Origin of the sequence: Haemophilus haemolyticus, from assembly GCF_003352385.1 — a bacterium.
Lineage (GTDB): Bacteria > Pseudomonadota > Gammaproteobacteria > Enterobacterales > Pasteurellaceae > Haemophilus > Haemophilus haemolyticus_I.
Genome location: NZ_CP031243.1, coordinates 610,640 through 631,547, shown reverse-complemented (window position 1 = coordinate 631,547; position 20,908 = coordinate 610,640). Strand labels below are relative to the sequence as shown.

General features: G+C 38.0%; 21 protein-coding genes. 17 read left to right on the top strand and 4 right to left on the bottom strand.

Going from position 1 to position 20,908, the window contains the following annotated elements; translation table 11 throughout:
* Window positions 1-2: 2 nt before the first annotated feature.
* The 3 genes from mglA to DV428_RS03275 all read right to left on the bottom strand — a co-directional run bounded on the left by mglA (window position 3) and on the right by DV428_RS03275 (window position 3,769).
* Entirely contained in the window at window positions 3-1,523 is a 1,521-nt protein-coding gene (mglA, locus tag DV428_RS03285) for a galactose/methyl galactoside ABC transporter ATP-binding protein MglA (RefSeq protein ID WP_114908672.1), read from the bottom strand.
* A 65-nt stretch (window positions 1,524-1,588) separates the two neighbouring features.
* Window positions 1,589-2,584 (bottom strand): galactose/glucose ABC transporter substrate-binding protein MglB, encoded by a 996-nt coding sequence (gene mglB / locus DV428_RS03280; protein ID WP_005628316.1) that lies wholly within the window; start codon window positions 2,582-2,584, stop codon window positions 1,589-1,591.
* A gap of 186 nt (window positions 2,585-2,770) precedes the next feature.
* Window positions 2,771-3,769 (bottom strand): substrate-binding domain-containing protein, encoded by a 999-nt coding sequence (locus DV428_RS03275; RefSeq protein ID WP_114908671.1) that lies wholly within the window; start codon window positions 3,767-3,769, stop codon window positions 2,771-2,773.
* Window positions 3,770-3,980: 211 nt separating this feature from the next.
* Between DV428_RS03275 and galT the strand changes: the two genes are divergently transcribed.
* The 16 genes from galT (at window position 3,981) to pnuC (ending at window position 18,133) form a co-directional block, all read left to right on the top strand.
* Window positions 3,981-5,024 carry a galactose-1-phosphate uridylyltransferase gene (gene galT, locus DV428_RS03270; protein ID WP_114908670.1) on the top strand — a complete coding sequence of 348 codons (1,044 nt, stop codon included), beginning with the start codon at window positions 3,981-3,983 and terminating at the stop codon, window positions 5,022-5,024.
* A 143-nt stretch (window positions 5,025-5,167) separates the two neighbouring features.
* Window positions 5,168-6,322, top strand: a complete 1,155-nt coding sequence (gene galK, locus DV428_RS03265) for a galactokinase (protein WP_114908669.1) — start codon at window positions 5,168-5,170, stop codon at window positions 6,320-6,322.
* 9 nt (window positions 6,323-6,331) lie between these two features.
* On the top strand, window positions 6,332-7,354 hold the full coding sequence (gene galM, locus DV428_RS03260; protein WP_114908668.1) for a galactose-1-epimerase: 1,023 nt from the start codon (window positions 6,332-6,334) through the stop codon (window positions 7,352-7,354).
* 127 nt (window positions 7,355-7,481) lie between these two features.
* Window positions 7,482-8,381 carry a CNNM family magnesium/cobalt transport protein CorC gene (corC, locus tag DV428_RS03255; protein WP_114908667.1) on the top strand — a complete coding sequence of 300 codons (900 nt, stop codon included), beginning with the start codon at window positions 7,482-7,484 and terminating at the stop codon, window positions 8,379-8,381.
* Window positions 8,382-8,503: 122 nt separating this feature from the next.
* The gene (gene lnt, locus DV428_RS03250) at window positions 8,504-10,042 is read left to right on the top strand and encodes an apolipoprotein N-acyltransferase (protein ID WP_114908666.1); all 1,539 of its coding nucleotides are present in this window, start codon (window positions 8,504-8,506) and stop codon (window positions 10,040-10,042) included.
* 39 nt (window positions 10,043-10,081) lie between these two features.
* On the top strand, window positions 10,082-10,876 hold the full coding sequence (gene mlaF, locus DV428_RS03245) for a phospholipid ABC transporter ATP-binding protein MlaF (protein WP_114908665.1): 795 nt from the start codon (window positions 10,082-10,084) through the stop codon (window positions 10,874-10,876).
* Window positions 10,873-11,658 (top strand): lipid asymmetry maintenance ABC transporter permease subunit MlaE, encoded by a 786-nt coding sequence (gene mlaE, locus DV428_RS03240; RefSeq protein WP_005628334.1) that lies wholly within the window; start codon window positions 10,873-10,875, stop codon window positions 11,656-11,658. Before mlaF ends, mlaE begins: the two co-directional genes overlap by 4 nt.
* Window positions 11,659-11,667: 9 nt before the next feature.
* A complete protein-coding gene (gene mlaD / locus DV428_RS03235) occupies window positions 11,668-12,174 on the top strand; it encodes an outer membrane lipid asymmetry maintenance protein MlaD (protein WP_005636837.1) in 507 nt (168 codons plus the stop codon).
* Between the two features lie 28 nt (window positions 12,175-12,202).
* Window positions 12,203-12,847, top strand: coding sequence for a phospholipid-binding protein MlaC (gene mlaC, locus DV428_RS03230; RefSeq protein WP_192882116.1), 645 nt, complete (start codon window positions 12,203-12,205; stop codon window positions 12,845-12,847).
* Window positions 12,848-12,856: 9 nt separating this feature from the next.
* Window positions 12,857-13,183, top strand: a complete 327-nt coding sequence (locus tag DV428_RS03225) for an STAS domain-containing protein (protein ID WP_032826558.1) — start codon at window positions 12,857-12,859, stop codon at window positions 13,181-13,183.
* 11 nt (window positions 13,184-13,194) lie between these two features.
* Window positions 13,195-13,452, top strand: coding sequence for a BolA family protein (locus DV428_RS03220; protein WP_005628347.1), 258 nt, complete (start codon window positions 13,195-13,197; stop codon window positions 13,450-13,452).
* A gap of 10 nt (window positions 13,453-13,462) precedes the next feature.
* The gene (gene murA, locus DV428_RS03215; RefSeq protein ID WP_114908663.1) at window positions 13,463-14,737 is read left to right on the top strand and encodes a UDP-N-acetylglucosamine 1-carboxyvinyltransferase; all 1,275 of its coding nucleotides are present in this window, start codon (window positions 13,463-13,465) and stop codon (window positions 14,735-14,737) included.
* Window positions 14,738-15,039: 302 nt separating this feature from the next.
* On the top strand, window positions 15,040-15,813 hold the full coding sequence (locus DV428_RS03210; RefSeq protein ID WP_114908662.1) for an amino acid ABC transporter substrate-binding protein: 774 nt from the start codon (window positions 15,040-15,042) through the stop codon (window positions 15,811-15,813).
* Entirely contained in the window at window positions 15,797-16,513 is a 717-nt protein-coding gene (locus tag DV428_RS03205; RefSeq protein WP_046953354.1) for an amino acid ABC transporter permease, read from the top strand. Before DV428_RS03210 ends, DV428_RS03205 begins: the two co-directional genes overlap by 17 nt.
* 9 nt (window positions 16,514-16,522) lie before the next feature.
* Window positions 16,523-17,290: an amino acid ABC transporter ATP-binding protein gene (locus tag DV428_RS03200; protein ID WP_114908661.1), complete on the top strand. Its 768-nt coding sequence runs from the start codon at window positions 16,523-16,525 to the stop codon at window positions 17,288-17,290.
* A 165-nt stretch (window positions 17,291-17,455) separates the two neighbouring features.
* On the top strand, window positions 17,456-18,133 hold the full coding sequence (pnuC, locus tag DV428_RS03195; protein ID WP_114908660.1) for a nicotinamide riboside transporter PnuC: 678 nt from the start codon (window positions 17,456-17,458) through the stop codon (window positions 18,131-18,133).
* Between the two features lie 166 nt (window positions 18,134-18,299).
* Here the strand turns inward: pnuC and pssA are convergent, their stop codons facing one another.
* The gene (gene pssA / locus DV428_RS03190; protein ID WP_114908659.1) at window positions 18,300-19,667 is read right to left on the bottom strand and encodes a CDP-diacylglycerol--serine O-phosphatidyltransferase; all 1,368 of its coding nucleotides are present in this window, start codon (window positions 19,665-19,667) and stop codon (window positions 18,300-18,302) included.
* Between the two features lie 146 nt (window positions 19,668-19,813).
* On the opposite strand from pssA, the gene DV428_RS03185 reads away from it, so the two are divergent.
* Window positions 19,814-20,869, top strand: coding sequence for a tRNA/rRNA methyltransferase (locus DV428_RS03185; RefSeq protein ID WP_114908658.1), 1,056 nt, complete (start codon window positions 19,814-19,816; stop codon window positions 20,867-20,869).
* The last annotated feature ends 39 nt before the right edge of the window (window positions 20,870-20,908 follow it).

Genomic DNA, 20,908 nt, shown 5'->3' with positions numbered 1-20,908 from the left:
ATTTATAAATATTTCGCAGCGAGTTGCAAGATTTCTTCTTGTGAAGTTTTTGCAGTTTCTACAATACCCGCCAATTTACCGTTACTCATCACTAAAATACGGTCAGTTACACCTAGTAATTCAGGCATTTCTGATGAAATCATAATAATGCCTTTATCTTTTTTAGCGAGTTCTTGAATAAGTTGGTAAATTTCAAATTTTGCCCCGATGTCGATACCACGAGTCGGCTCATCAAGCATCAGAATTTCAGGTTGAGTTAAAAGCCAACGACCGATAATGACCTTTTGTTGGTTACCGCCAGAAAGAGAACCAATTGTTGTTCTATGTGATGGTGTTTTAACATTCATTGAATCAATTACCCACTGGGTATCACTTTTCATTTTCTTCGTGCTAAGTAATTTCCATGGTGTGAGATAAGATTTCATATTTGAAATCAATGAGTTAAATTCAATGCTTAAATTAGAGTAAATACCTGTTGAACGACGCTCTTCAGTTACCAATGCAAAGCCATTATTAATCGCTTCAAGTGCGGTATGATTTTTCACGGTTTTTCCGTGTAACTTGATAGTTCCTTCGGTTAATTCACGTACGCCAAAAATAGCTTCAACGATATCGGTACGTTTAGCCCCCACAAGGCCTGCAATACCCAGAATTTCACCTTTTCGTAATTCAAAAGATATGTCTTGAATGGATGGTTGATTTTTAGCGGTAAGATTTTCCACCTGTAAAATTACTTCTTTTGGCGTGTTTGTTTTTTCAGGGAAACGCTGTGTTAATTCACGACCTACCATCATTCCGACAATTTGTTCCATGCTGGATTCTTTCACGTTTACCGTATTGATCCATTTACCGTCGCGTAAAATAGTAATTTCATCACAGATTTTGAAGATTTCATCCATTTTGTGAGAAATATAAATAATTCCGCAACCGCGTTGTTTTAATTTGTCGATAATTTTAAACAGATGCTCAACTTCTTTTTCAGAAAGCGAGGATGTTGGTTCATCCATGATTACGATTTTAGCGTTATACGAGAACGCCTTCGCAATTTCGATCATCTGCATTTGAGAAACTGAAAGTTTGGCGACTTTTTCTTTAGGATCTACATCAATATCCAATTCATCAAAAATCGCTTTAGTATCACGGTACATTTTCGCGTGATCGACAAAAGGTCCTTTAAGTGGATAGCGTCCAAGCCACAAGTTATCCATTACGCTAGTTTGGCGCACGAGGTTGAGTTCTTGGTGCACCATTGAAATACCATTCTCAAGGGCTTCTTTAGATGTTTTAAAATTGACGGGTTGGCCTAAGAAAAGGATTTCGCCTTCATCTTTGGCATAAATGCCGAATAAGCATTTTAGTAATGTAGATTTGCCCGCGCCGTTCTCACCCATTAAAGCATGAACAGAATGTGAACGAACCGTTAGGTTTGCATTATCTAAGGCTTTTACGCCTGGAAAGGACTTGCAGACATTGGTCATTGTGAGCAGCACTTGGCTGTCTTGACTTTGAGTTTGAGATGTCATATCCAACCTCGTTAAAAAGGGGAAGGGCAACTTCCCCTTGGATTACAACAAAAATTGATGAGAAATTATTTTAAGAAGTCGCCTAAGTTGTCTTTATCTACACCAACATAAGGGATACGTACAACACGATCTTTTAATTCCCATTTTGTGCCTTCAGTTGCTGCTTTGCCTTGTGCTAAGTTGTTAGATAATTGAACAACCGCTTTACCTTGGTTCACACCATCGTTTAACACAGTACCAGCAAGTTCACCTTTTTTGATGAGTTGTAATGCTTCTGGTAACGCATCCACACCGAAGATAGGGAGTTTTTTACCATGTGCTTTGGTTGCTTCTAATGCGCCTAATGCCATACCATCGTTGTTAGAAATAATTACTTCAATGTCGTTAGCTTTAGAGCTAGATAACCAAGCATCTACTTTATCTTTCGCCATTGCAGCATCCCACATACCGGTATCAATAAATAATTGTTCAGTTTGGATACCTTTCGCATTAAGTTCTTCAACTACGAATTTTGTACGAGCTTCAGCATCTGGGTGACCTGGTTCACCTTTTAATAACACGAATTGGATTTTGCCATCTTTATTTAAGTCTAGAGCAGGATTCGCTTTCCATTGTTTTGCAATTAAATCCCCTTGAATTAAGCCAGATTCTTTTGGATCAGTACCTACATAGTAAGCGTGTTCATAAGAACCGATAGCTTTTGCACCTGGGTCTTTATTAAAGAATACAACTGGAATGTTGTCTGGTTTTGCTTTGCTAATAATGGTTGGTGCTGCAGCAGGGTCAACTAAGTTAATTGCAAGAGCTTTCACACCTTTGGAAAGTAATACATCAACTTGGTCATTTTGAATTGATTGTGCATTTTGGGAGTCATTCATTAATAAGTTAATGCCACCAAGTGCTTTAGCTTCTTTGTCGATTTCTTTACGCATTAAAGACATGAAGTTGTCATCGTATTTGTAAATGGTTACACCAATTTTGTTACTTGCTGCGAAGCTAGAAGATGCTGCACCTAAACCGATAGCCAAAGCAACTGCACTTAATACTGCTGTTTTTTTCATAATAACGCTCCTATTTTGGAATGTTGATGTTAGAGATAAATATTGCATTACATTCTGCAATTGATGCCATATTAGCGAATAATCTGCTTGGAATCTGTGATCAAACTCACATAAATGAAAACGATTACATTAAAAACTCGGATTTGTGATCGCTATCACATTTTATGAGTGCGTTTATCTTCAAATTTAGATAGATTCCACAGAAAAACGACGTACTAATGTTGGGTTAAATTGAATTGTTGATGGCGTTCTCACCTCATTATCGACAAGGCTTAACGCAAGGTTGGCTGCATAAGTTGCCATTAAATCAATAGGATAGCGAATGGTCGTCAATTTAGGAATTAAATAACGAGCAATTGGCATATCGTCAAAACCAATGATTGAAAATTGGCTTGGTACACTAATATTGTTTTCATTGAGAACTGAAATGGCTCCCGCCGCCATTGAATCGTTATAAGCGACCACAGCAGTAAGATCTTTGTTATAACTAAGCAAATCAATCATTGCTTTTTCACCACCTTCGAAGTCTGGTGAATTGTGCGTTATGGCATGCTCAATAATTGGATAATTGTGATCTTTTAATGCAGTAAGATAACCATCTCGACGCTCAATTTCATCGAAAATTGCATGGTTAGATCCAATATATGCGATATGTTTATGACCACAGCGGATAAGCATTTCTGTTGCTAAGTAGGTTCCCTTTTTATTATCTAAACTTACGCAACGATTTTCATAGCCTTGAATCACTCGGTTGATAATGACCATTCCTGGTACTGTTTTCAAATAATGGCTAAGTTCATCGTCGGATAACGCTTTGGAATGCACAACTAAACAACTACAACGCTTGCGAAGTAAAGTATCAATAGCTTCACGTTCCTTCTCTGCATGGTGATAGCCAATGCCAATCAAGATTGTTTTACGGTGTGCTTCTGCAACTTTATCTACGGCTTTTACTAAAATAGCAAAAAACGAGTCTGTTACATCGGTAACAACCACACCAATAGTATCCGTGTTTTGTATTGCAAGGGCTTTAGCATTTGCATTAGGCTGATAATTAAGTTGTTCAATTGCTTGTTTTACGGCAAGGCGGGTATCTTCACTCACTGAGGGATGTTGATTTATAACACGAGAAACAGTAGCAATAGATACATGGGCTAATTCGGCTACATCATGAATGGTGCTCATAGAATACTTTCCATAATGGAATTACGTTTCTTAATTATGTTCTTTCTAAATAAAATTGAAAGCGATTACTTTCTGATTTGTAACTGAGATCACAAAAAACTTTCAGAGATTTTCATATTATGTGATACGGATCACGGTTTATTTTTGTGAATTTGCTATCTTATGCGCAGCATTTTGTGTAATCGTTTACAATTTAGAAAGGGAGCCAATTATGAGTGATATTTTTGAACCAACCGAGCATCCACATCGTCGCTATAATCCGTTAATTGATCAATGGGTTTTGGTATCACCACATCGTGCTAAGCGTCCATGGCAAGGGCAACAAGAAAAAGTGAATGAAGAACAAAAACCAAGTTATGATCCAACTTGTTATCTTTGCCCGAGTAATAAGCGTATTACAGGTGAATTAAATCCAGATTATCGTAAACCTTATGTGTTTAAAAATGATTTTTCCGCACTTTTAGAAGATACGCCAGCCCCTGAAAAATCCTCCGATCCACTTTTCCAGAGTTCTCAAGCTCGTGGTGAAAGTCGAGTTATTTGTTTCTCTCCAGATCATAGTAAAACATTGCCATTATTGACCGCACTTGAGATTGAAGAAGTGATTAAAGTATGGCAAGAGCAACTTCGAGAGCTTGGTGCAAAATACCAATGGGTGCAAATTTTTGAAAACAAAGGGGCGGCAATGGGCTGTTCGAACCCACATCCACATGGTCAAATTTGGGCGAATAATTTCTTGCCAAATGAAGTTGCTCGTGAAGATCGCACACAACGCGATTATTTATTAAAACATGGTTCAGTAATGTTAGTTGATTATGTGAAACGAGAACTGGAGTTAAAAGAACGTATTGTCGTTGAAACTGAACATTGGGTAGCTTTAGTGCCTTATTGGGCTGTTTGGCCATTTGAAACATTGCTTTTACCAAAAACGCATGTAAAACGTTTAACTGAATTAAGTGACAAACAATCAGAAGATCTTGCGGTTATTTTGAAAAAATTGACGACCAAATACGATAATCTCTTTGAAACCTCTTTTCCATATTCAATGGGATTTCATGCGGCACCATTTAATGGCGAAGATAACGAACATTGGCAGTTACATGCTCATTTTTACCCTCCTCTTTTACGCTCAGCAACCGTGCGTAAATTTATGGTGGGATATGAAATGTTAGGCGAAAGTCAACGCGATTTAACGGCAGAACAGGCAGCAGAGCGATTACGTGCTTTGAGTGAAGTTCATTATAAAGAAAGATAAGCCTGTTAGCGTGGGTAAGTATACCCACGGTTACTAAAAGTGGTTTCCCTTTGGGAAACTTACTATTAAACAAATAATTTACCCCAAAGGGGTAGCATTTCAGCTAGCCTAGGGTAGGTTACCCTAAGCAAAAGGAAGTTAATATGAATCCAATTAAGAACGCCCAACAACTCTTTACACAAAAACACCAAAAACAACCAGATCTTACCGTCTATGCCCCTGGTCGCGTAAATATCATCGGCGAACATACTGACTACAACGACGGCTTTGTTATGCCTTGTGCGATTAATTTTGGTACGGCCGTTTCTGGTACAAAACGAGATGATCATATTTGGAATGTTTATGCGGCGGATCTTGATGAAACTGATGAATTTTCTCTCAATGTTGAAATTCCGAAGAGTGAACACAAATGGGCTAATTATGTGCGTGGGGTTGTAAAATTTATCCAAGAACGTTACCCGCACTTTCAACAAGGTGCAAATTTAGTGATTTCTGGAAATGTGCCGCTTTCTTCTGGATTAAGTTCATCTGCAGCGTTAGAAGTTGCGGTGGGTAAATTCTGCCAACAACTTGGCGATTTACCGCTTTCTCATACAGATATTGCATTGAATGGGCAAAAAGCGGAGAACCAATTTGTTGGCGCAAATTGTGGCAATATGGATCAGTTAATTTCTGCGCTTGGGCAGGAAAATCACTTACTGATGATCGATTGTCGTAGTCTTGAAACCACTCCAACACCCGTGCCACAAGATGTCGCCGTTATTATTGTGAATTCAAACGTACCGCACGATTTGGTAACGGGTGAATACAATACTCGCCGTCAGCAATGTGAAGAGGCGGCAAAATTTTTTGGAGTAAAAGCGTTGCGTGATGTTTCAGTTGAACAATTCCGAAAAAGAGAAGCGGAATTGACCGCACTTTCTCCGTTAGCAGCAAAACGTGCTCGTCATGTCGTAACAGAAAATCAACGAGTACTCGATGCAGTGGAAGCCTTGAAGAAAAATGATTTGACTCGTTTAGGTGAGTTAATGGGAGAATCTCATGATTCAATGCGTGATGATTTTGAAATCACCGTGCCACAAATTGATTATTTAGTTGAATTGGCTCAACTTGTTATTGGTAAAAGTGGCGGTGCACGTATGACAGGCGGCGGTTTTGGTGGTTGTATTGTCGCACTTGCGCCGCATGATAAAGTCGATGCAGTTCGTAAAATTATTGCGGATAATTACGAAAAAACGACTGGTTTAAAAGAAACTTTTTATGTGTGCACTGCATCACAAGGTGTTCGAGTGATTTAAGAGAAAATGATGTTAGAACAAACTACTTTTAGTGCGCCTGATGGTGCACCTTATCAGCTTATAACTCTGCAAAATGAAAATGGAATGCGTGTTCAATTTATGGATTGGGGTGCAACTTGGCTTTCTTGTAAAGTGCCAGTAAATGGCACTTTACGCGAGGTTTTATTGGGTTGTAAGGTAGAAGATTATCCCACTCATCAAAGCTATTTAGGCGCAAGCGTAGGGCGTTATGCAAATCGTATTGCAAATGCACAATTTGAATTAAATGGTGAACTCATTCAGTTGAAAAGTAATCAAGGTAAACATCAGCTTCATGGTGGAGAGGGCTTTGATAAACGCCGTTGGAAAATTCAAGAGTGCGGTGAGAATTTTGTGTGTTTTTCATTACAGTCAGAGGATGGCGATCAGGGTTTTCCTGGGAATGTGGATGTGTCTGTAACCTATACGCTAACAGATGATAATAGCGTAAAAATTGAATATGCCGGGATGTGTGATAAGGATACCGCATTGAACCTAACGAATCATGCCTATTTTAATTTAGAAAATGCAGAGCAAGGTAGTGATGTGCGTGAACATACATTACGTTTAAATGCTGATTTTTATCTGCCTGTAGATAATGAGGGGATTCCTAATTCTCCATTAAAGCACGTAGTGAATACAAGTTTTGACTTCCGTATTGCTAAACCCATCAAACAAGATTTTTTACAAGGGGATCAGCAAGCAACAAAAGGTTACGATCATTCCTTTATTGTCAATAAAGCTTGGCAAAAGCCCTGTGTGTTACTGACTTCTCCAACTGGTGATTTAAGTTTGGAAGTAAGAACCTCGCAAGCCGCATTGCAGGTTTATACGGGTAATTATCTTGCAGGCACACCAACGAGAAATAGCGGATTATATGCCGATTTTTCTGGCGTAGCACTAGAAACCCAATGTTTACCCGACACACCAAATCATCCTGAATGGCAAAATTACGGCGGGATTCAAAAAGCAGGCGAGCGATATTATCAATGGACGGAGTTTAAGTTCTTATAGAATTGAAGTGCGGTAGAAAATAAAGAGATATTTCACCGCACTTTTCTTTTCCCTTGCTTTATCTTTGCGAAGATGCTCAAAATATGATACTTTTTCGCCGTCAATAAGACATCAACTACAAGCCAATATGAACGACGAACAGCAAAATTCAAACCAATCTGAAAATACGAAAAAACCTTTTTTCCAATCTTTATTTGGTCGCTTTTTTCAAGGTGAACTAAAAAATCGTGAAGAACTTGTTGAAGTGATTCGCGATTCAGAACAAAACGATTTAATTGATCAAAATACTCGCGAAATGATTGAAGGCGTGATGGAAATCGCGGAGCTTCGTGTTCGCGATATTATGATTCCTCGTTCACAAATTATTTTTATTGAAGATCAACAAGATTTAAATACTTGTTTAAACACAATTATTGAATCCGCTCATTCTCGTTTTCCTGTGATTGCCGATGCGGATGATCGCGATAATATCGTGGGTATTTTGCATGCGAAAGATTTATTGAAATTTTTACGAGAAGATGCGGAAGAGTTTGATTTATCTTCATTATTGCGCCCCGTCGTGATTGTGCCAGAAAGTAAAAGAGTGGATCGTATGTTGAAAGATTTCCGCTCAGAGCGTTTCCATATGGCTATTGTGGTAGATGAATTTGGTGCGGTATCAGGTCTTGTCACCATTGAAGATATTTTGGAACAAATTGTTGGCGATATTGAAGATGAGTTTGATGAAGAAGAAGTCGCGGATATTCGTCAGCTTTCTCGTCATACTTATGCTGTGCGTGCGCTCACCGATATTGATGATTTCAATGCGCAATTTAATACGGATTTTGATGATGAAGAAGTCGATACCATTGGCGGGCTGATTATGCAAACTTTTGGTTATTTACCAAAACGCGGTGAAGAAATTACGTTGAAAAATCTTCAATTTAAAGTTACTTCGGCAGATAGTCGCCGATTGATTCAACTTCGAGTGACTGTGCCAGATGAACATTTGGCAGAAATGGATGATGTGGAAGAAAAAGCCGAATAGCATTTTATCATCCTCAATGATGGCGCGCGTTTTCTAACGCGTGCTTTTTATTTACTTGGAATGGAATTTCAAATTTCAACATAAAAGACGCTCGTAAGGGCGTTCAAAATATAATTAAATTTATGAATAAATATTTTACTTATCTTATTGCGCTTATATCTGGTTTAGTCGGTGTGTTTGCCTTTTCGCCATTTGATTATTGGCCTTTAGCCTATGTTTCTTTACTCGGTTTACTTTATGTCGCTAAAAATCCTAAAAAATCTACCGCACTTTTAGCGACTTTTTTGTGGTCGATGGGATTTTTCTGCTTTGGGGTAAGTTGGCTTAATGTCAGTATTCACCAATTTGGTGGCGCGTCTTTAGGTGTGAGTTATTTCCTTGTCGGTTTACTTGCGGCTTATCTTGCACTATACCCAATGCTCTTTACCTATTTGGTTCAGCGTTTCCAAGTTCAAAGTGCGGTAATTTTTGCCGTAATTTGGACATTTACAGAATTTTTACGAGGTTGGATTTTTACCGGTTTTCCTTGGCTTCAATTTGGTTATACACAAATTGACAGCCCATTTTATGGCATCGCCCCGATTTTTGGGGTAACAGGATTGACGTTCTTTACCGTTTGGGCAAGTACGGTGATGTTTAATTTTGCTTTATCTTTATTTAAAACGAAAAATCTTAAATTAGTCTTGGCGAACGTTTTGTTATTAATCATCGTGGGGGAGTTAAGTGTTTATTCATCCCGAATTCACTTTGTAAAAGCTGTTGAAGATAAGGCAATTTCAGTCACGCTTGCTCAAGGCAATATTGAACAAAATCTCAAATGGGATCCGGATTATTTCTATTCTACTTTGGAGATTTATAAAAAATTAATCGCAGAAAATCTTGGTAAAACCGATTTAATTATTTTGCCTGAATCAGCATTGCCAACTCTTGAAAATGCGATTACCCCATTTTTTGAAGGATTAGATCGAGCTGCTAAAGAAACGAAAACGGAGATAATGGTTGGAACCGTATTCCAAGATACGAAATCTGGTAAATTGCTTAATTCTATTATGACTGCTGGAAACCCAGATTTTCCTTATCAGCCCGATACATCAAATCGTTATAGTAAGCATCATCTCGTGCCGTTCGGTGAATATGTTCCACTAGAAAGTATTCTGCGACCACTTAATTCAGTGTTTAATTTGCCGATGTCTGCATTTCAAAGCGGGGATGCGATTCAGCCATCTTTAATGGCAAAAAAACGCGCTTTTTCGCCAGCAATTTGCTACGAGATTATTTTCGGTGAACAAGTGCGGCAAAATTTGAAACAAGATACAGATTATTTGCTCACGATTTCTAATGATGCTTGGTTTGGTGATTCGATTGGGCCTTGGCAACATTTACAGATGGCAAGAATGCGCGCTTTAGAATTGGGAAAACCGCTTATTCGTGCAACCAATACAGGCATTTCAGTTTTTGTTGATGCACAAGGTAAAGTGTTAGCGCAGGCACCGCAGTTTATTGAAACAACGTTGACGCATAAAATTGCACCAGCGGAAGGTAAAACCCCTTATTCTGCGTTGGGAAATATGCCTTTATATGCTTTATCATTGTTGTTTTTAGTATTACACGGCATGATGGCGTTTGTTCGTCGTAAGATGAACCTTTCACAAAAACGCTAGTCAAAACGACCGCACTTTTTATTTATAAACGAGATTTTAATGAATCAAAATCTAATTGAAGTTAAGAATCTCACCTTTAAACGCGGTGATCGCGTGATTTACGATAACCTGAATTTGCAAGTAAAAAAGGGAAAAATCACTGCGATCATGGGGCCGTCGGGGATTGGTAAAACCACCTTACTTAAATTGATCGGTGGGCAACTAATGCCAGAACAAGGTGAAATTTTGTTTGATGGGCAAGATATTTGTCGTCTATCTAATAGTGAACTGTATGAAGTACGCAAGCGGATGGGGATGTTATTCCAATCAGGTGCACTTTTTACGGATATTTCTACTTTTGATAATGTCGCCTTTCCAATTCGGGAACATACGCATTTGCCTGAAAGTTTAATTCGTCAAATCGTATTGATGAAATTGGAGGCGGTTGGGTTGCGAGGCGCTGCCGCATTGATGCCTTCAGAACTTTCTGGTGGTATGGCTCGTCGAGCTGCATTAGCGCGAGCTATTGCACTTGACCCTGATTTAATTATGTTTGATGAGCCATTTACTGGGCAAGATCCAATCAGTATGGGCGTGATTTTAAGCCTGATTAAACGATTAAATGAAGCGTTAAATTTGACTTCTATCGTGGTGTCACATGATGTGGAGGAAGTATTGAGTATTGCAGATTATGCCTATATTATTGCAGACCAAAAAGTCATCGCAGAAGGAACATCTGATCAGCTTTTACAAAGCCAAGATCCGCGAGTGGTGCAATTCTTAAAAGGTGAATCTGATGGTCCTGTGCGCTTTAAGTACCCAGCGCAAGATTATGTGAAGGAATTGTTTGAATGATCGTCAATTTTATTTCTGCTCTGGGAAAACAGGTGATTGATTTTTTCCGTGCATTAGGGCGAGCAGGCTTTATGTTATTTGGCGCATTGATCGGCAAGCCACAAATTCGCAAGCATTTTCCTTTGCTTGTGAAGCAAATGCATGTTTTAGGTGTCCAATCGTTACTCATTATTTTGTTGTCCGGTTTATTTATTGGAATGGTATTAGGACTACAAGGTTATGTCGTGTTAGTCGATTTTTCTGCTGAAACAAGTTTGGGGCAGCTTGTAGCACTTTCTCTTTTACGAGAATTAGGGCCTGTTGTTACCGCACTTTTATTTGCTGGTCGAGCAGGTTCTGCATTGACGGCTGAAATAGGCTTAATGAAAGCCACTGAACAACTTTCTAGTCTTGAAATGATGGCGGTTGATCCTTTACGTCGAGTGATTGCACCTCGTTTTTGGGCAGGGGTTATTTCCATGCCAATTTTGTCAATCTTGTTTATTGCGATTGGTATTTGGGGTGGTTCCTTAGTCGGTGTGGATTGGAAAGGTGTTGATTCAGGCAGCTTTTGGTCTGTGATGCAAAATTCCGTGAGTTGGAGCTATGATATTTTAAATGGCTTTATTAAAGCGGTTTTCTTTGCGGTTGCCGTAACTTGGATTGCTCTGTTCAATGGTTATGATTGTATGCCAACATCAGAAGGTATCAGCCAAGCTACAACACGAACGGTTGTGCATGCATCGCTTGTTGTTCTAGGATTAGATTTTATTTTGACTGCTATTATGTTTGGAGCAGGTTAAGGATTTTTTATGAGACAAACAATTAAATATGAATTTTGGGTCGGGTTATTTTTATTACTTGGTATTGGCGCCTTAGTTTTTTTAGGTTTACGCGTAGCCAACGTACAAGGTTTTGGTGAGACGAAATCTTATACTGTGACGGCAACTTTTGATAATATTGGTGGACTAAAAGTGCGTGCACCATTAAAAGTTGGCGGAGTGGTTATTGGGCGTGTGAGCGGTATTACGCTTGATGAAAAAAGCTATTTACCAAAAGTCAGTATTGCAATTAACCAGGAATATAATGAAATCCCAGAAAACAGTTCTTTATCAATTAAGACATCTGGCTTATTAGGTGAGCAATATATTGCATTGACAATGGGATTTGATGATGGTGAATCGGCTATGCTTAAAGAGGGTAGCCAAATTCAAGATACAAAATCTGCTATGGTGTTGGAGGATTTAATCGGCCAATTCCTTTACGGCGATAAAAAATCTGATGGTAACAGTGAAAAGACTGAGCCTACAGTACAATAACAACTAACATTTATTTAGGAGATTTATGATGAAATTTTTCCAAGTGAAAAAATGGTTTGCAATTTTAACCTTAGTATTTACCGCACTTTTTACTGCTGGTACTGCTATGGCTGAAACAAGCCCTTATGTATTGATGCAACAAGCGTCAGATAAATTGTTTTCTGATATTCAGGCAAATCAAAGCCAGATTAAAAAGAATCCAAATTATCTACGTACTATCGTTCGTAATGATTTGCTACCTTATGTTCAAGTCAATTATGCAGGTTCTTTAGTGCTAGGTTCTCATTTCAAATCGACTACACCTGAACAACGTGAAAAATTCTTTAAAGCTTTTGGTAATTTTATTGAACAAGCTTATGCACAAGTATTAACGGCATATTCAAATCAACAAATTCAAATCGAGCCAGAAAAAGCATTAGGCGACAAAAACTTAGTAAATATTCGTGTGAATATCATTCAAGTTAACGGAGCTGCACCAATTAAATTAGATTTTAAATGGCGTAAAAATAGTAAAACTGGCGAATGGCAAGCTTATGACATGGTTGCTGAGGGGGTGAGCATGGTTGTAACAAAACAACAAGAATGGAGTGGTATCTTACGTCAACATGGCATTGATGCATTAACTGCACAAGTACAAAAATCAGCAGCCCAACCTGTAACATTAAGCAAATAATCTTGTGCCATGTTAAATTGGGATTTAAAGAAAAATGATGATAAGATAGCGCTCCTTTTGTCAGGGGAGCTATCTCGCAACACGTTGTTGCCTATGTGGCAGCAACGTGACGTTTTTTTATCAGCGAATGCGCTTGATAAAACGGTTGTTGAATGGGATTTGTCTGGTATTCAACATATTGATTCAGCCGGTTTTGCAGCTCTTTGTGATTTTTTACGAGAGTGTCAAAACCTTAACAAAACAGTGCGATTAGTTTATCCACCAAAACAATTATTAACCCTTGCAGATCTTGTTGGTTTGTCTGATTGGATCGCAAATTTTACAGATCTTAATTAAACGGAAATCTGATGGAACTTCAAGAAATTGAACGAATTTTAAAAGAAGCGCTAAACGTAGAAGAGGTTTATGCTCAAGGTGAAAATGCGCATTTTGGCGTGATTGTCGTGAGTGATGAAATTGCCGCACTTTCTCGCGTAAAACAACAACAAACAATTTATGCTCCGTTAATGGCTTATTTTACTACTGGCGAAATTCACGCGTTAACAATTAAAACTTATACCACTGAAAAGTGGAAACGTGATCGTGCATTAAACCAACTTAATTAAGGATTCAAAAATGGAAAAATTTCGTGTTTATGGGCAATCTCGTTTAAGTGGAACCGTGAATATTTCAGGTGCAAAAAATGCCGCACTTCCAATTCTTTTTGCAGCTATTTTAGCAACAGAATCCGTTAAACTCACGAACGTGCCTGCGCTTAAAGATATTGAAACCACTTTGAAAATTTTACGTAAATTAGGCGTGGTGGTAGATCGTGATGAAACTGGCGCAGTTTTATTAGATGCATCGAATATCGATCATTTCACTGCCCCTTATGAATTGGTTAAAACCATGCGTGCTTCAATTTGGGCATTGGCGCCTTTGGTTGCTCGTTTTCATCAAGGCCAAGTATCGTTACCTGGTGGTTGCTCTATCGGTGCTCGTCCAGTTGATCTCCATATTAGCGGTTTAGAAAAATTAGGCGCGAACATCGTTCTTGAAGAAGGATATGTAAAAGCACAAGTATTAGATCGTCTAGTGGGAACTCGCATTGTAATGGAAAAAGTAAGCGTAGGTGCAACTTTATCTATTATGATGGCAGCGACACTTGCGAAAGGCACCACCGTGATTGAAAACGCGGCTCGTGAGCCTGAAATTGTAGATACCGCTGACTTCCTGAATAAAATGGGTGCGAAAATATCTGGTGCAGGTTCTGATCACATTACGATTGAAGGTGTTGAATATTTAACTGGTTGTGAGCATAGTGTCGTGCCAGATCGTATTGAGACAGGTACATTCTTAATTGCCGCAGCAATTTCGGGCGGTCGTGTTGTTTGTCAAAATACTAAAGCTGATACTTTAGATGCAGTGATCGATAAACTTCGTGAAGCTGGCGCTCAAGTTGATGTTACTGAGAATAGTATCACTTTAGATATGCTTGGAAATCGCCCTAAAGCGGTGAATATTCGTACTGCGCCACATCCAGGTTTCCCTACTGATATGCAGGCTCAATTCACCTTATTAAATATGGTGGCAGAGGGCACAAGTATTATTACTGAAACGATTTTTGAAAATCGTTTTATGCATATTCCTGAATTAATTCGCATGGGCGGTAAAGCTGAAATTGAAGGGAATACTGCGGTATGTCACGGTGTTGAACAGTTATCTGGTGCAGAAGTGATGGCGACAGATTTACGCGCATCAATCAGTTTGGTTCTTGCAGGTTGTATCGCAACAGGTGAAACCATTGTAGATCGTATTTATCATATCGATCGTGGTTACGAACATATCGAAGATAAATTACGTGGTCTAGGTGCGAAAATTGAACGTTTTTCTGGAAGTGATGAAGCGTAATTAGGTACGCTACTTTTCTATTAGAAATTACAACTTTATTTATAATCTTAAATTTCTACTAATGCCTTTCTTTAGAAAGGCATTTTTTTATCAAAATGTTATAAGAGTAGATTGATTACATTGTTTAGAAACCTGTTTTTCTACAAGAAAGTGCGGTAGATTATTTTATTGTTTTGATAGTAATTGGTCATATCTCGCTTTGTTATAACTAAAATTCATAAAATATAAATAAATAATCTTGTTTTTTCATAAGTTTGATTTTTATAATCACGCTTAGACAAACACAACACAAGGAATAAAAAATGAAAAAATTATTTTTTACAACCGCACTTTTAAGTGCTGGTATTGCTTTCTCTGCATTTTCTCACGCTGGTGAAATTGCTGACCGCGTTGAAAAAACTAAAACTTTATTAGTGGGAACTGAGGGAACTTATGCGCCATTTACTTTTCATGGTAAAGACGGCAAGTTGACAGGTTTTGATGTAGAAATCATTGAGAAAGTGGCAGAAAAATTAGGTTTGAAAATTGAGTTTAAAGAAACCGCTTGGGATGGAATGTATGCAGGCTTGAATGCAAAACGATTTGATGTTATTGCAAACCAAACGAATCCAAGTCCAGAGCGCTTAAAAAAATATGATTATTCTGCGCCTTATAATTATTCTGCTGGGGTTATTGTGACGAAAGAAAATAATAACAGCATTAAGACTTTCTCTGATTTAAAAGGTAAAAAATCAGCTCAATCAGCAACGAGTAACTGGAGCAAAGATGCTCGTGATAATGGTGCGATTATTGTGACCGTGGATAGCCTTGCGCAAAATCTTGAAGCAGTCAAACAAGAACGCGTTGATGCAACAGTGAATGATAAATTAGCGGTGCTTGATTATTTCAAAAAACAACCAAATGCAGGTTTAAAAATTGCCGTTGAGAGCGATAAGAAAATTCCGACAGGTTTCGCATTTTTGAAAGGCGAGGAAGCACTTATTGCAAAAGTGAATAAAGCATTAGAAGAATTACGCCAAGACGGTACATTAAAACAACTTTCAATTAAATGGTTTGGTGATGACATTACTCAATAATTTGTTAGCGAGTCTTCCATTTATGAGTGCAGAACGAGCTGATTATGTAATCAGCTCGTTTTGGCCTATGTTGGAAGGCGCAATTTTATATACGATTCCCTTAGCCGTTATTTCCTTTTTTTGTGGTTTATTTATTGCGGTAATTGTTGCCGTAATTTGTACGCTTCCTCATCCAAATTTTATGACTAAACTTTTGCAAAGTATTTGTCGCGCTTATATTTCTATTATTCGTGGTACGCCAATGCTTGTGCAGATTTTTATTATTTTCTATGGATTGCCTGAAGTCGGTATTAAACTCGAGCCTTTCCCAACTGCAATCATTGCCTTCTCAGTCAATATCGGTGCTTATGCTGCAGAAACGGTGCGTGCATCCATTACTGCGATTCCAAAAGGGCAGTGGGAGGCTTCTTATGCTATTGGAATGAATTATCAACAGGCATTTATTCGCACGATTATGCCACAGGCATTACGCATTTCCGTGCCATCGCTTTCTAACACTTTTATTAGTACGGTGAAAGATACCTCTTTGGCTTCTTTAGTATGGATTGCAGAACTGTTTCGTGTCGCACAAAATATTACAGCTGAGAATTATGAGTTTATTTTGATTTATAGTGAGGCTGCATTAATTTATTGGGTTTTCTGCCTTGTGTTATCTATTGGTCAAATGCGTTTAGAAAAACGTCTTTCTCGTCACTTGTAAGGATTGTCTATGTTAAAAGTAAGTAATATTCAGAAAAACTTTAATGGCAATCATGTGTTAAAAGGTATTGATTTTGAAATTAATAAAGGTGAAGTGGTCGCAATTTTAGGGCCTTCTGGTTCTGGAAAAACTACCTTTTTACGTTGCTTAAATTTGCTTGAAAGACCAGAGCAAGGCATTTTGGAATTTACTGATGGTAGTCTAAAAATTGATTTTAGCCAGAAAATTAGTAAAGCAGATGAATTGAAGTTGCGCCGACGTTCATCAATGGTATTTCAACAATATAATTTATTTCCTCATCGTTCCGCCCTTGAAAATATCATGGAAGGAATGGTTGTTGTGCAAAAACAAGATAAGAGTCAGGCGAGAGAAAAGGCTCTTAGCTTGTTAGAGAAGGTAGGGCTAAAAAATAAAGCGGATTTATTTCCATCCCAACTTTCTGGCGGTCAGCAACAGCGAGTCGGAATTGCCCGAGCCCTTGCGGTAAAACCTGATATTATTTTATTAGATGAACCTACATCGGCGTTAGATCCAGAATTGGTTGGCGAAGTTTTACAAACACTAAAAATGCTCGCTCAAGAAGGCTGGACAATGATTATCGTTACTCATGAAATGCAGTTTGCGAAAGATGTTGCAGATCGTGTAATTTTGATGGCGGATGGGCATATTGTAGAACAAAATACAGCAGATAAATTCTTCTCTTGCCCACAACACGAGCGGACTAAACAGTTCTTACTACAAGCAAAAATACCACTTGAGCCAGATTATTGTATTTAAAGTGCGGTAAATTTTTAGAGAGTTTTCTGAATAATAAATTACTTAGGATTTGAACGAAATGTGATGAATTTCACAAGTTGAGAATTAAATGTCTCTGAATCTTTACATTATCAACGCACAATGCAAGAATGCTCGCATTCAAATTTAAGTCAACAGGGGTAAATAATGACTTTGGCAGAACGTTTAAAACAAGAATTTGTTTCTGGTTGGAAACCTTTTGAGGTAGTTTGGCTTGCGCTTTTCATCATTGCGCAAATTTGGGCTTATGTACAAACACCTGATTCTTGGCTGGCAATGATTTCTGGTATTTCCGGTATTTTGTGTGTGGTATTGGTAAGTAAAGGTAAAATTAGTAACTATTTCTTCGGATTAATTTTTGCTTACACTTATTTTTATGTTGCTTGGGGATCGAATTTCTTAGGCGAAATGAATACCGTGCTCTATGTATATTTGCCATCTCAATTTATTGGTTACTTTATGTGGAAAGCCAATATGCAAAATAGTGATGGTGGAGAAAGTGTGATTGCAAAAGCTTTAACTGTTAAAGGTTGGGTTACATTAATTGTTACAACTACAGTTGGAACTTTACTTTTTGTTCAGGCATTGCAGGCTGCGGGAGGGAGCTCTACTGGTCTAGATGGTTTAACTACCGTTATTACTATTGCTGCTCAGTTACTAATGATTTTGCGTTATCGTGAACAATGGCTGTTATGGATTGCTTTAAATATCCTTTCTATTTTCTTATGGGCAGAAACACCGGCCATGTACTTAATGTACTCAGCCTACTTACTTAACTCGTTGTACGGTTATTATAACTGGACGAAATTGGTTAAACGTAGTTAAACATACTTAAGCAAAATTAAAAAACCAAAAGAGTAGTAATAATGAAGCTGTCCTCCCAAAAATTAGACGGTTTAATCAAAGTCCAAGCTCTTGATTAAACCGTCTAATTTTTGGGGATAGATCATTTTTACAAGGCTTTGTTATCAGATCTAAATATTATCTAGCACTATAGAATCATTTTCACCAATTTATCTGCTTTAATTCGTGCAAATTTTTTCAAAAGTTTTTGCACTGGTTCTGGGTATTGATTCAATTCTTCTAATTCAGTGTAATGTTTTAATACTTTTGTATGTTGGCGAATTTGGTTTTGCTCTTTTTCCACTTGGGCTAAAAGTTGTTGTTGTGGATCGTAAATTAATAAGCCATTTTCTGCATCCAAACGCCATGCTCGAGGGTTAAGATTATTGCCCGTAAGTAAAATATAACGATCATCTACCCACACACCTTTTAAGTGGTAGGTATTATCGCCATCACGCCACAAACGCACCACAAGCTGACCATTTTCAATTTGAGTCTCAAATTTTTCACAGAAACGTCGAAGATTACTTTCATACAGATAAGGTAACGCCCCCGCCATTTTGAATGGTTGTTCTGGTGGAATATAAAAATCGTTTGCGACTTTATCGCCAACAATAATTTCTACTCGTTTACCATTTTCCAATAACGTTGCTATTTTATGTTGCAATGTGCGTGGGAAATTAAAGTATGGCGTACAAATCACCAATTTTTCTTGTACTTGCAAGAATAAATCTTCAATTACTTGATTTAATTCATTGCCTGATGCGCCTAAGCCAAACAGTGGCGATACGCTTAAAACATTCGGTAATTCCACCGCACTTTTTAATGAATATTCACCATTTTGTGCAAGATCTTTACGATAAGCGCGAATATTGCCACGGATCTCTTTGGTGCGAGGGCGGTTGGTGACATCAAGTGGATAAACTGCACTGAAATCTAACAAGTAATCATTGATGAAATTTACCATCGAATCAGCCAATTCTGCATTAGCGATTTTTTGATAGCGGTCGTAACGATATTTTTCAAATTGATGAAGATAGACATTATTTATGCTTGCACCGCTATAAAGCACCGTATCATCAAATACAAAGCCTTTAACGTGCAATACACCAAAAACTTCGCGCGTATTAATTGGCACGCCAAAGAACATATTCGGATCATCAGGTAACTGATAAGTTTGGCGTTGCTCGCAATACCAATCTGCATTGGTGGCCGATTTTTCCGCCCCTAATAAATTGCGTTGTGCGCGATGCCAATCTATGAGAATTTTTACATCCAAATGTGGATTTTCTTGCTTCACGCGATAAATTTCATCAAGGATTTCCTGCCCCGCTTCATCTTTTTGCCAATAAAGTGCGGTGACATAAATGCGTTTTTTTGCGTTTCTGATTAATTCAATAATTTGAGTTTTAAATTCAGCCGGGCTACCCAAAAATTCAATTTGCTCAGCTTGCAAAGCAAGGAATGGCAAATTATTTAAATTTTGTTCAGCTCGTTTGGTTTTATTGATTAACATAATCCATCTCGTGATTAAAGACTAGTGCGTTAGTTTACAATATTTCATGCGCTTATTAATAGAAAAAAGGCTTTTTTTCGTTATAATGCTCACAAATTTTAGCATTTTTTGGCTAAAAAATAGCCATTTTGATTCAGGGAAATTCTATGAACGACAAACGCAAACCGTCTTTTCAATCCGCCGGAAGAACCTTTCAAGAACGCTCTGTAGGGGAAAAGTATCGAGAAAAACCAAGCCAAAATCGACCGCGCTTTAATGATAAATTTAATGGAAATAGAAACGAAAAATCTCGTTTTTCTCGTGATAAACAAGAAGTGAAAGAAACTAAAATTACGCAACTTTCTTTATCTCGTGCGCCATCAAATAAAAATACAGAACAACCTAAGGTTCAAGTTACGATAAAAAGTACGGGTACGGTTTATAAAACAAAAGAAAAGAAAACTGGTGCTCTTTCTCCTCGTGCGCCTGAAAAAATTAAGAAAAACCGAGCGGAAGAAATGAAAGTTTACGGTGAAAATGCCTGTTTAGCTTTATTTGCAGAACGCCCTGAAAGTATTGTTCGATTGTGGGCAACCGTACAAATGTCACACAAAATTGGCGAGGTATTAAGTTATTTAGCTGAAAACAAGAAAGCTTATCATGTTGTAGATAGCGAAGAGTTAGCTCGCGTGAGCGGAACAGAACATCATGGTGGCATTTGTTTATTGGTGAAGAAACCTCGTGCTTTCACGTTGCAAGGTTATTTGGATATTCCTCGTAAAGAGGATTGTTTAGTGCTATTAGACAACGTGAATAATGCACAAAATATTGGTGGCGTATTGCGTACTTGTGCTTATTTTGGCGTAAAAAATATTGTCGCCGATAATGTGGAAAATCTGTATTCGGCAGCTTCAATGCGCGTAGCAGAAGGCGGTGCAGAATATATTCGAGTGTTAGAAACGGATTATATTGATTCGGCTCTAATGCAATTGCGCAAATCAGGCTATCAAATTATTCACGTATCGCACAATAAACAAGGCGAGCCGTTGGATAAAGTGCGGTTAAAAAATAAAGTGGTTTTTGTGCTAAGTGAAAGTTCTACGGAAAGTTTGGCGACACCAGAAGACACGCAAGTGCGTTTAACGCTCGCAAGCCCAATTAAATCAGGCTTAAACATTGCAGTAAATGCAGGTGTGTTGTTAGCGAAGTGGTATTTTAGATAAGTCTTCATTTTATAGCTTTTTGTTGAGCGTTTAAGTAAA

What these genes read in the sequence shown, in the direction of transcription:
- DV428_RS03200 (WP_114908661.1), top strand. Translation starts at nt 16,523, where the DNA reads ATGTTAAAAGTAAGTAATATTCAGAAAAACTTTAATGGCAATCATGTG.
- corC (WP_114908667.1), top strand. Translation starts at nt 7,482, where the DNA reads ATGAACGACGAACAGCAAAATTCAAACCAATCTGAAAATACGAAAAAA.
- pnuC (WP_114908660.1), top strand. Translation starts at nt 17,456, where the DNA reads ATGACTTTGGCAGAACGTTTAAAACAAGAATTTGTTTCTGGTTGGAAA.
- mlaD (WP_005636837.1), top strand. Translation starts at nt 11,668, where the DNA reads ATGAGACAAACAATTAAATATGAATTTTGGGTCGGGTTATTTTTATTA.
- mglA (WP_114908672.1), bottom strand. Translation starts at nt 1,523, where the DNA reads ATGACATCTCAAACTCAAAGTCAAGACAGCCAAGTGCTGCTCACAATG.
- mglB (WP_005628316.1), bottom strand. Translation starts at nt 2,584, where the DNA reads ATGAAAAAAACAGCAGTATTAAGTGCAGTTGCTTTGGCTATCGGTTTA.
- DV428_RS03205 (WP_046953354.1), top strand. Translation starts at nt 15,797, where the DNA reads ATGACATTACTCAATAATTTGTTAGCGAGTCTTCCATTTATGAGTGCA.
- murA (WP_114908663.1), top strand. Translation starts at nt 13,463, where the DNA reads ATGGAAAAATTTCGTGTTTATGGGCAATCTCGTTTAAGTGGAACCGTG.
- mlaC (WP_192882116.1), top strand. Translation starts at nt 12,203, where the DNA reads ATGAAATTTTTCCAAGTGAAAAAATGGTTTGCAATTTTAACCTTAGTA.
- galT (WP_114908670.1), top strand. Translation starts at nt 3,981, where the DNA reads ATGAGTGATATTTTTGAACCAACCGAGCATCCACATCGTCGCTATAAT.
- DV428_RS03275 (WP_114908671.1), bottom strand. Translation starts at nt 3,769, where the DNA reads ATGAGCACCATTCATGATGTAGCCGAATTAGCCCATGTATCTATTGCT.
- DV428_RS03185 (WP_114908658.1), top strand. Translation starts at nt 19,814, where the DNA reads ATGAACGACAAACGCAAACCGTCTTTTCAATCCGCCGGAAGAACCTTT.
- galK (WP_114908669.1), top strand. Translation starts at nt 5,168, where the DNA reads ATGAATCCAATTAAGAACGCCCAACAACTCTTTACACAAAAACACCAA.
- lnt (WP_114908666.1), top strand. Translation starts at nt 8,504, where the DNA reads ATGAATAAATATTTTACTTATCTTATTGCGCTTATATCTGGTTTAGTC.
- DV428_RS03225 (WP_032826558.1), top strand. Translation starts at nt 12,857, where the DNA reads ATGTTAAATTGGGATTTAAAGAAAAATGATGATAAGATAGCGCTCCTT.
- pssA (WP_114908659.1), bottom strand. Translation starts at nt 19,667, where the DNA reads ATGTTAATCAATAAAACCAAACGAGCTGAACAAAATTTAAATAATTTG.
- DV428_RS03210 (WP_114908662.1), top strand. Translation starts at nt 15,040, where the DNA reads ATGAAAAAATTATTTTTTACAACCGCACTTTTAAGTGCTGGTATTGCT.
- galM (WP_114908668.1), top strand. Translation starts at nt 6,332, where the DNA reads ATGTTAGAACAAACTACTTTTAGTGCGCCTGATGGTGCACCTTATCAG.
- DV428_RS03220 (WP_005628347.1), top strand. Translation starts at nt 13,195, where the DNA reads ATGGAACTTCAAGAAATTGAACGAATTTTAAAAGAAGCGCTAAACGTA.
- mlaE (WP_005628334.1), top strand. Translation starts at nt 10,873, where the DNA reads ATGATCGTCAATTTTATTTCTGCTCTGGGAAAACAGGTGATTGATTTT.
- mlaF (WP_114908665.1), top strand. Translation starts at nt 10,082, where the DNA reads ATGAATCAAAATCTAATTGAAGTTAAGAATCTCACCTTTAAACGCGGT.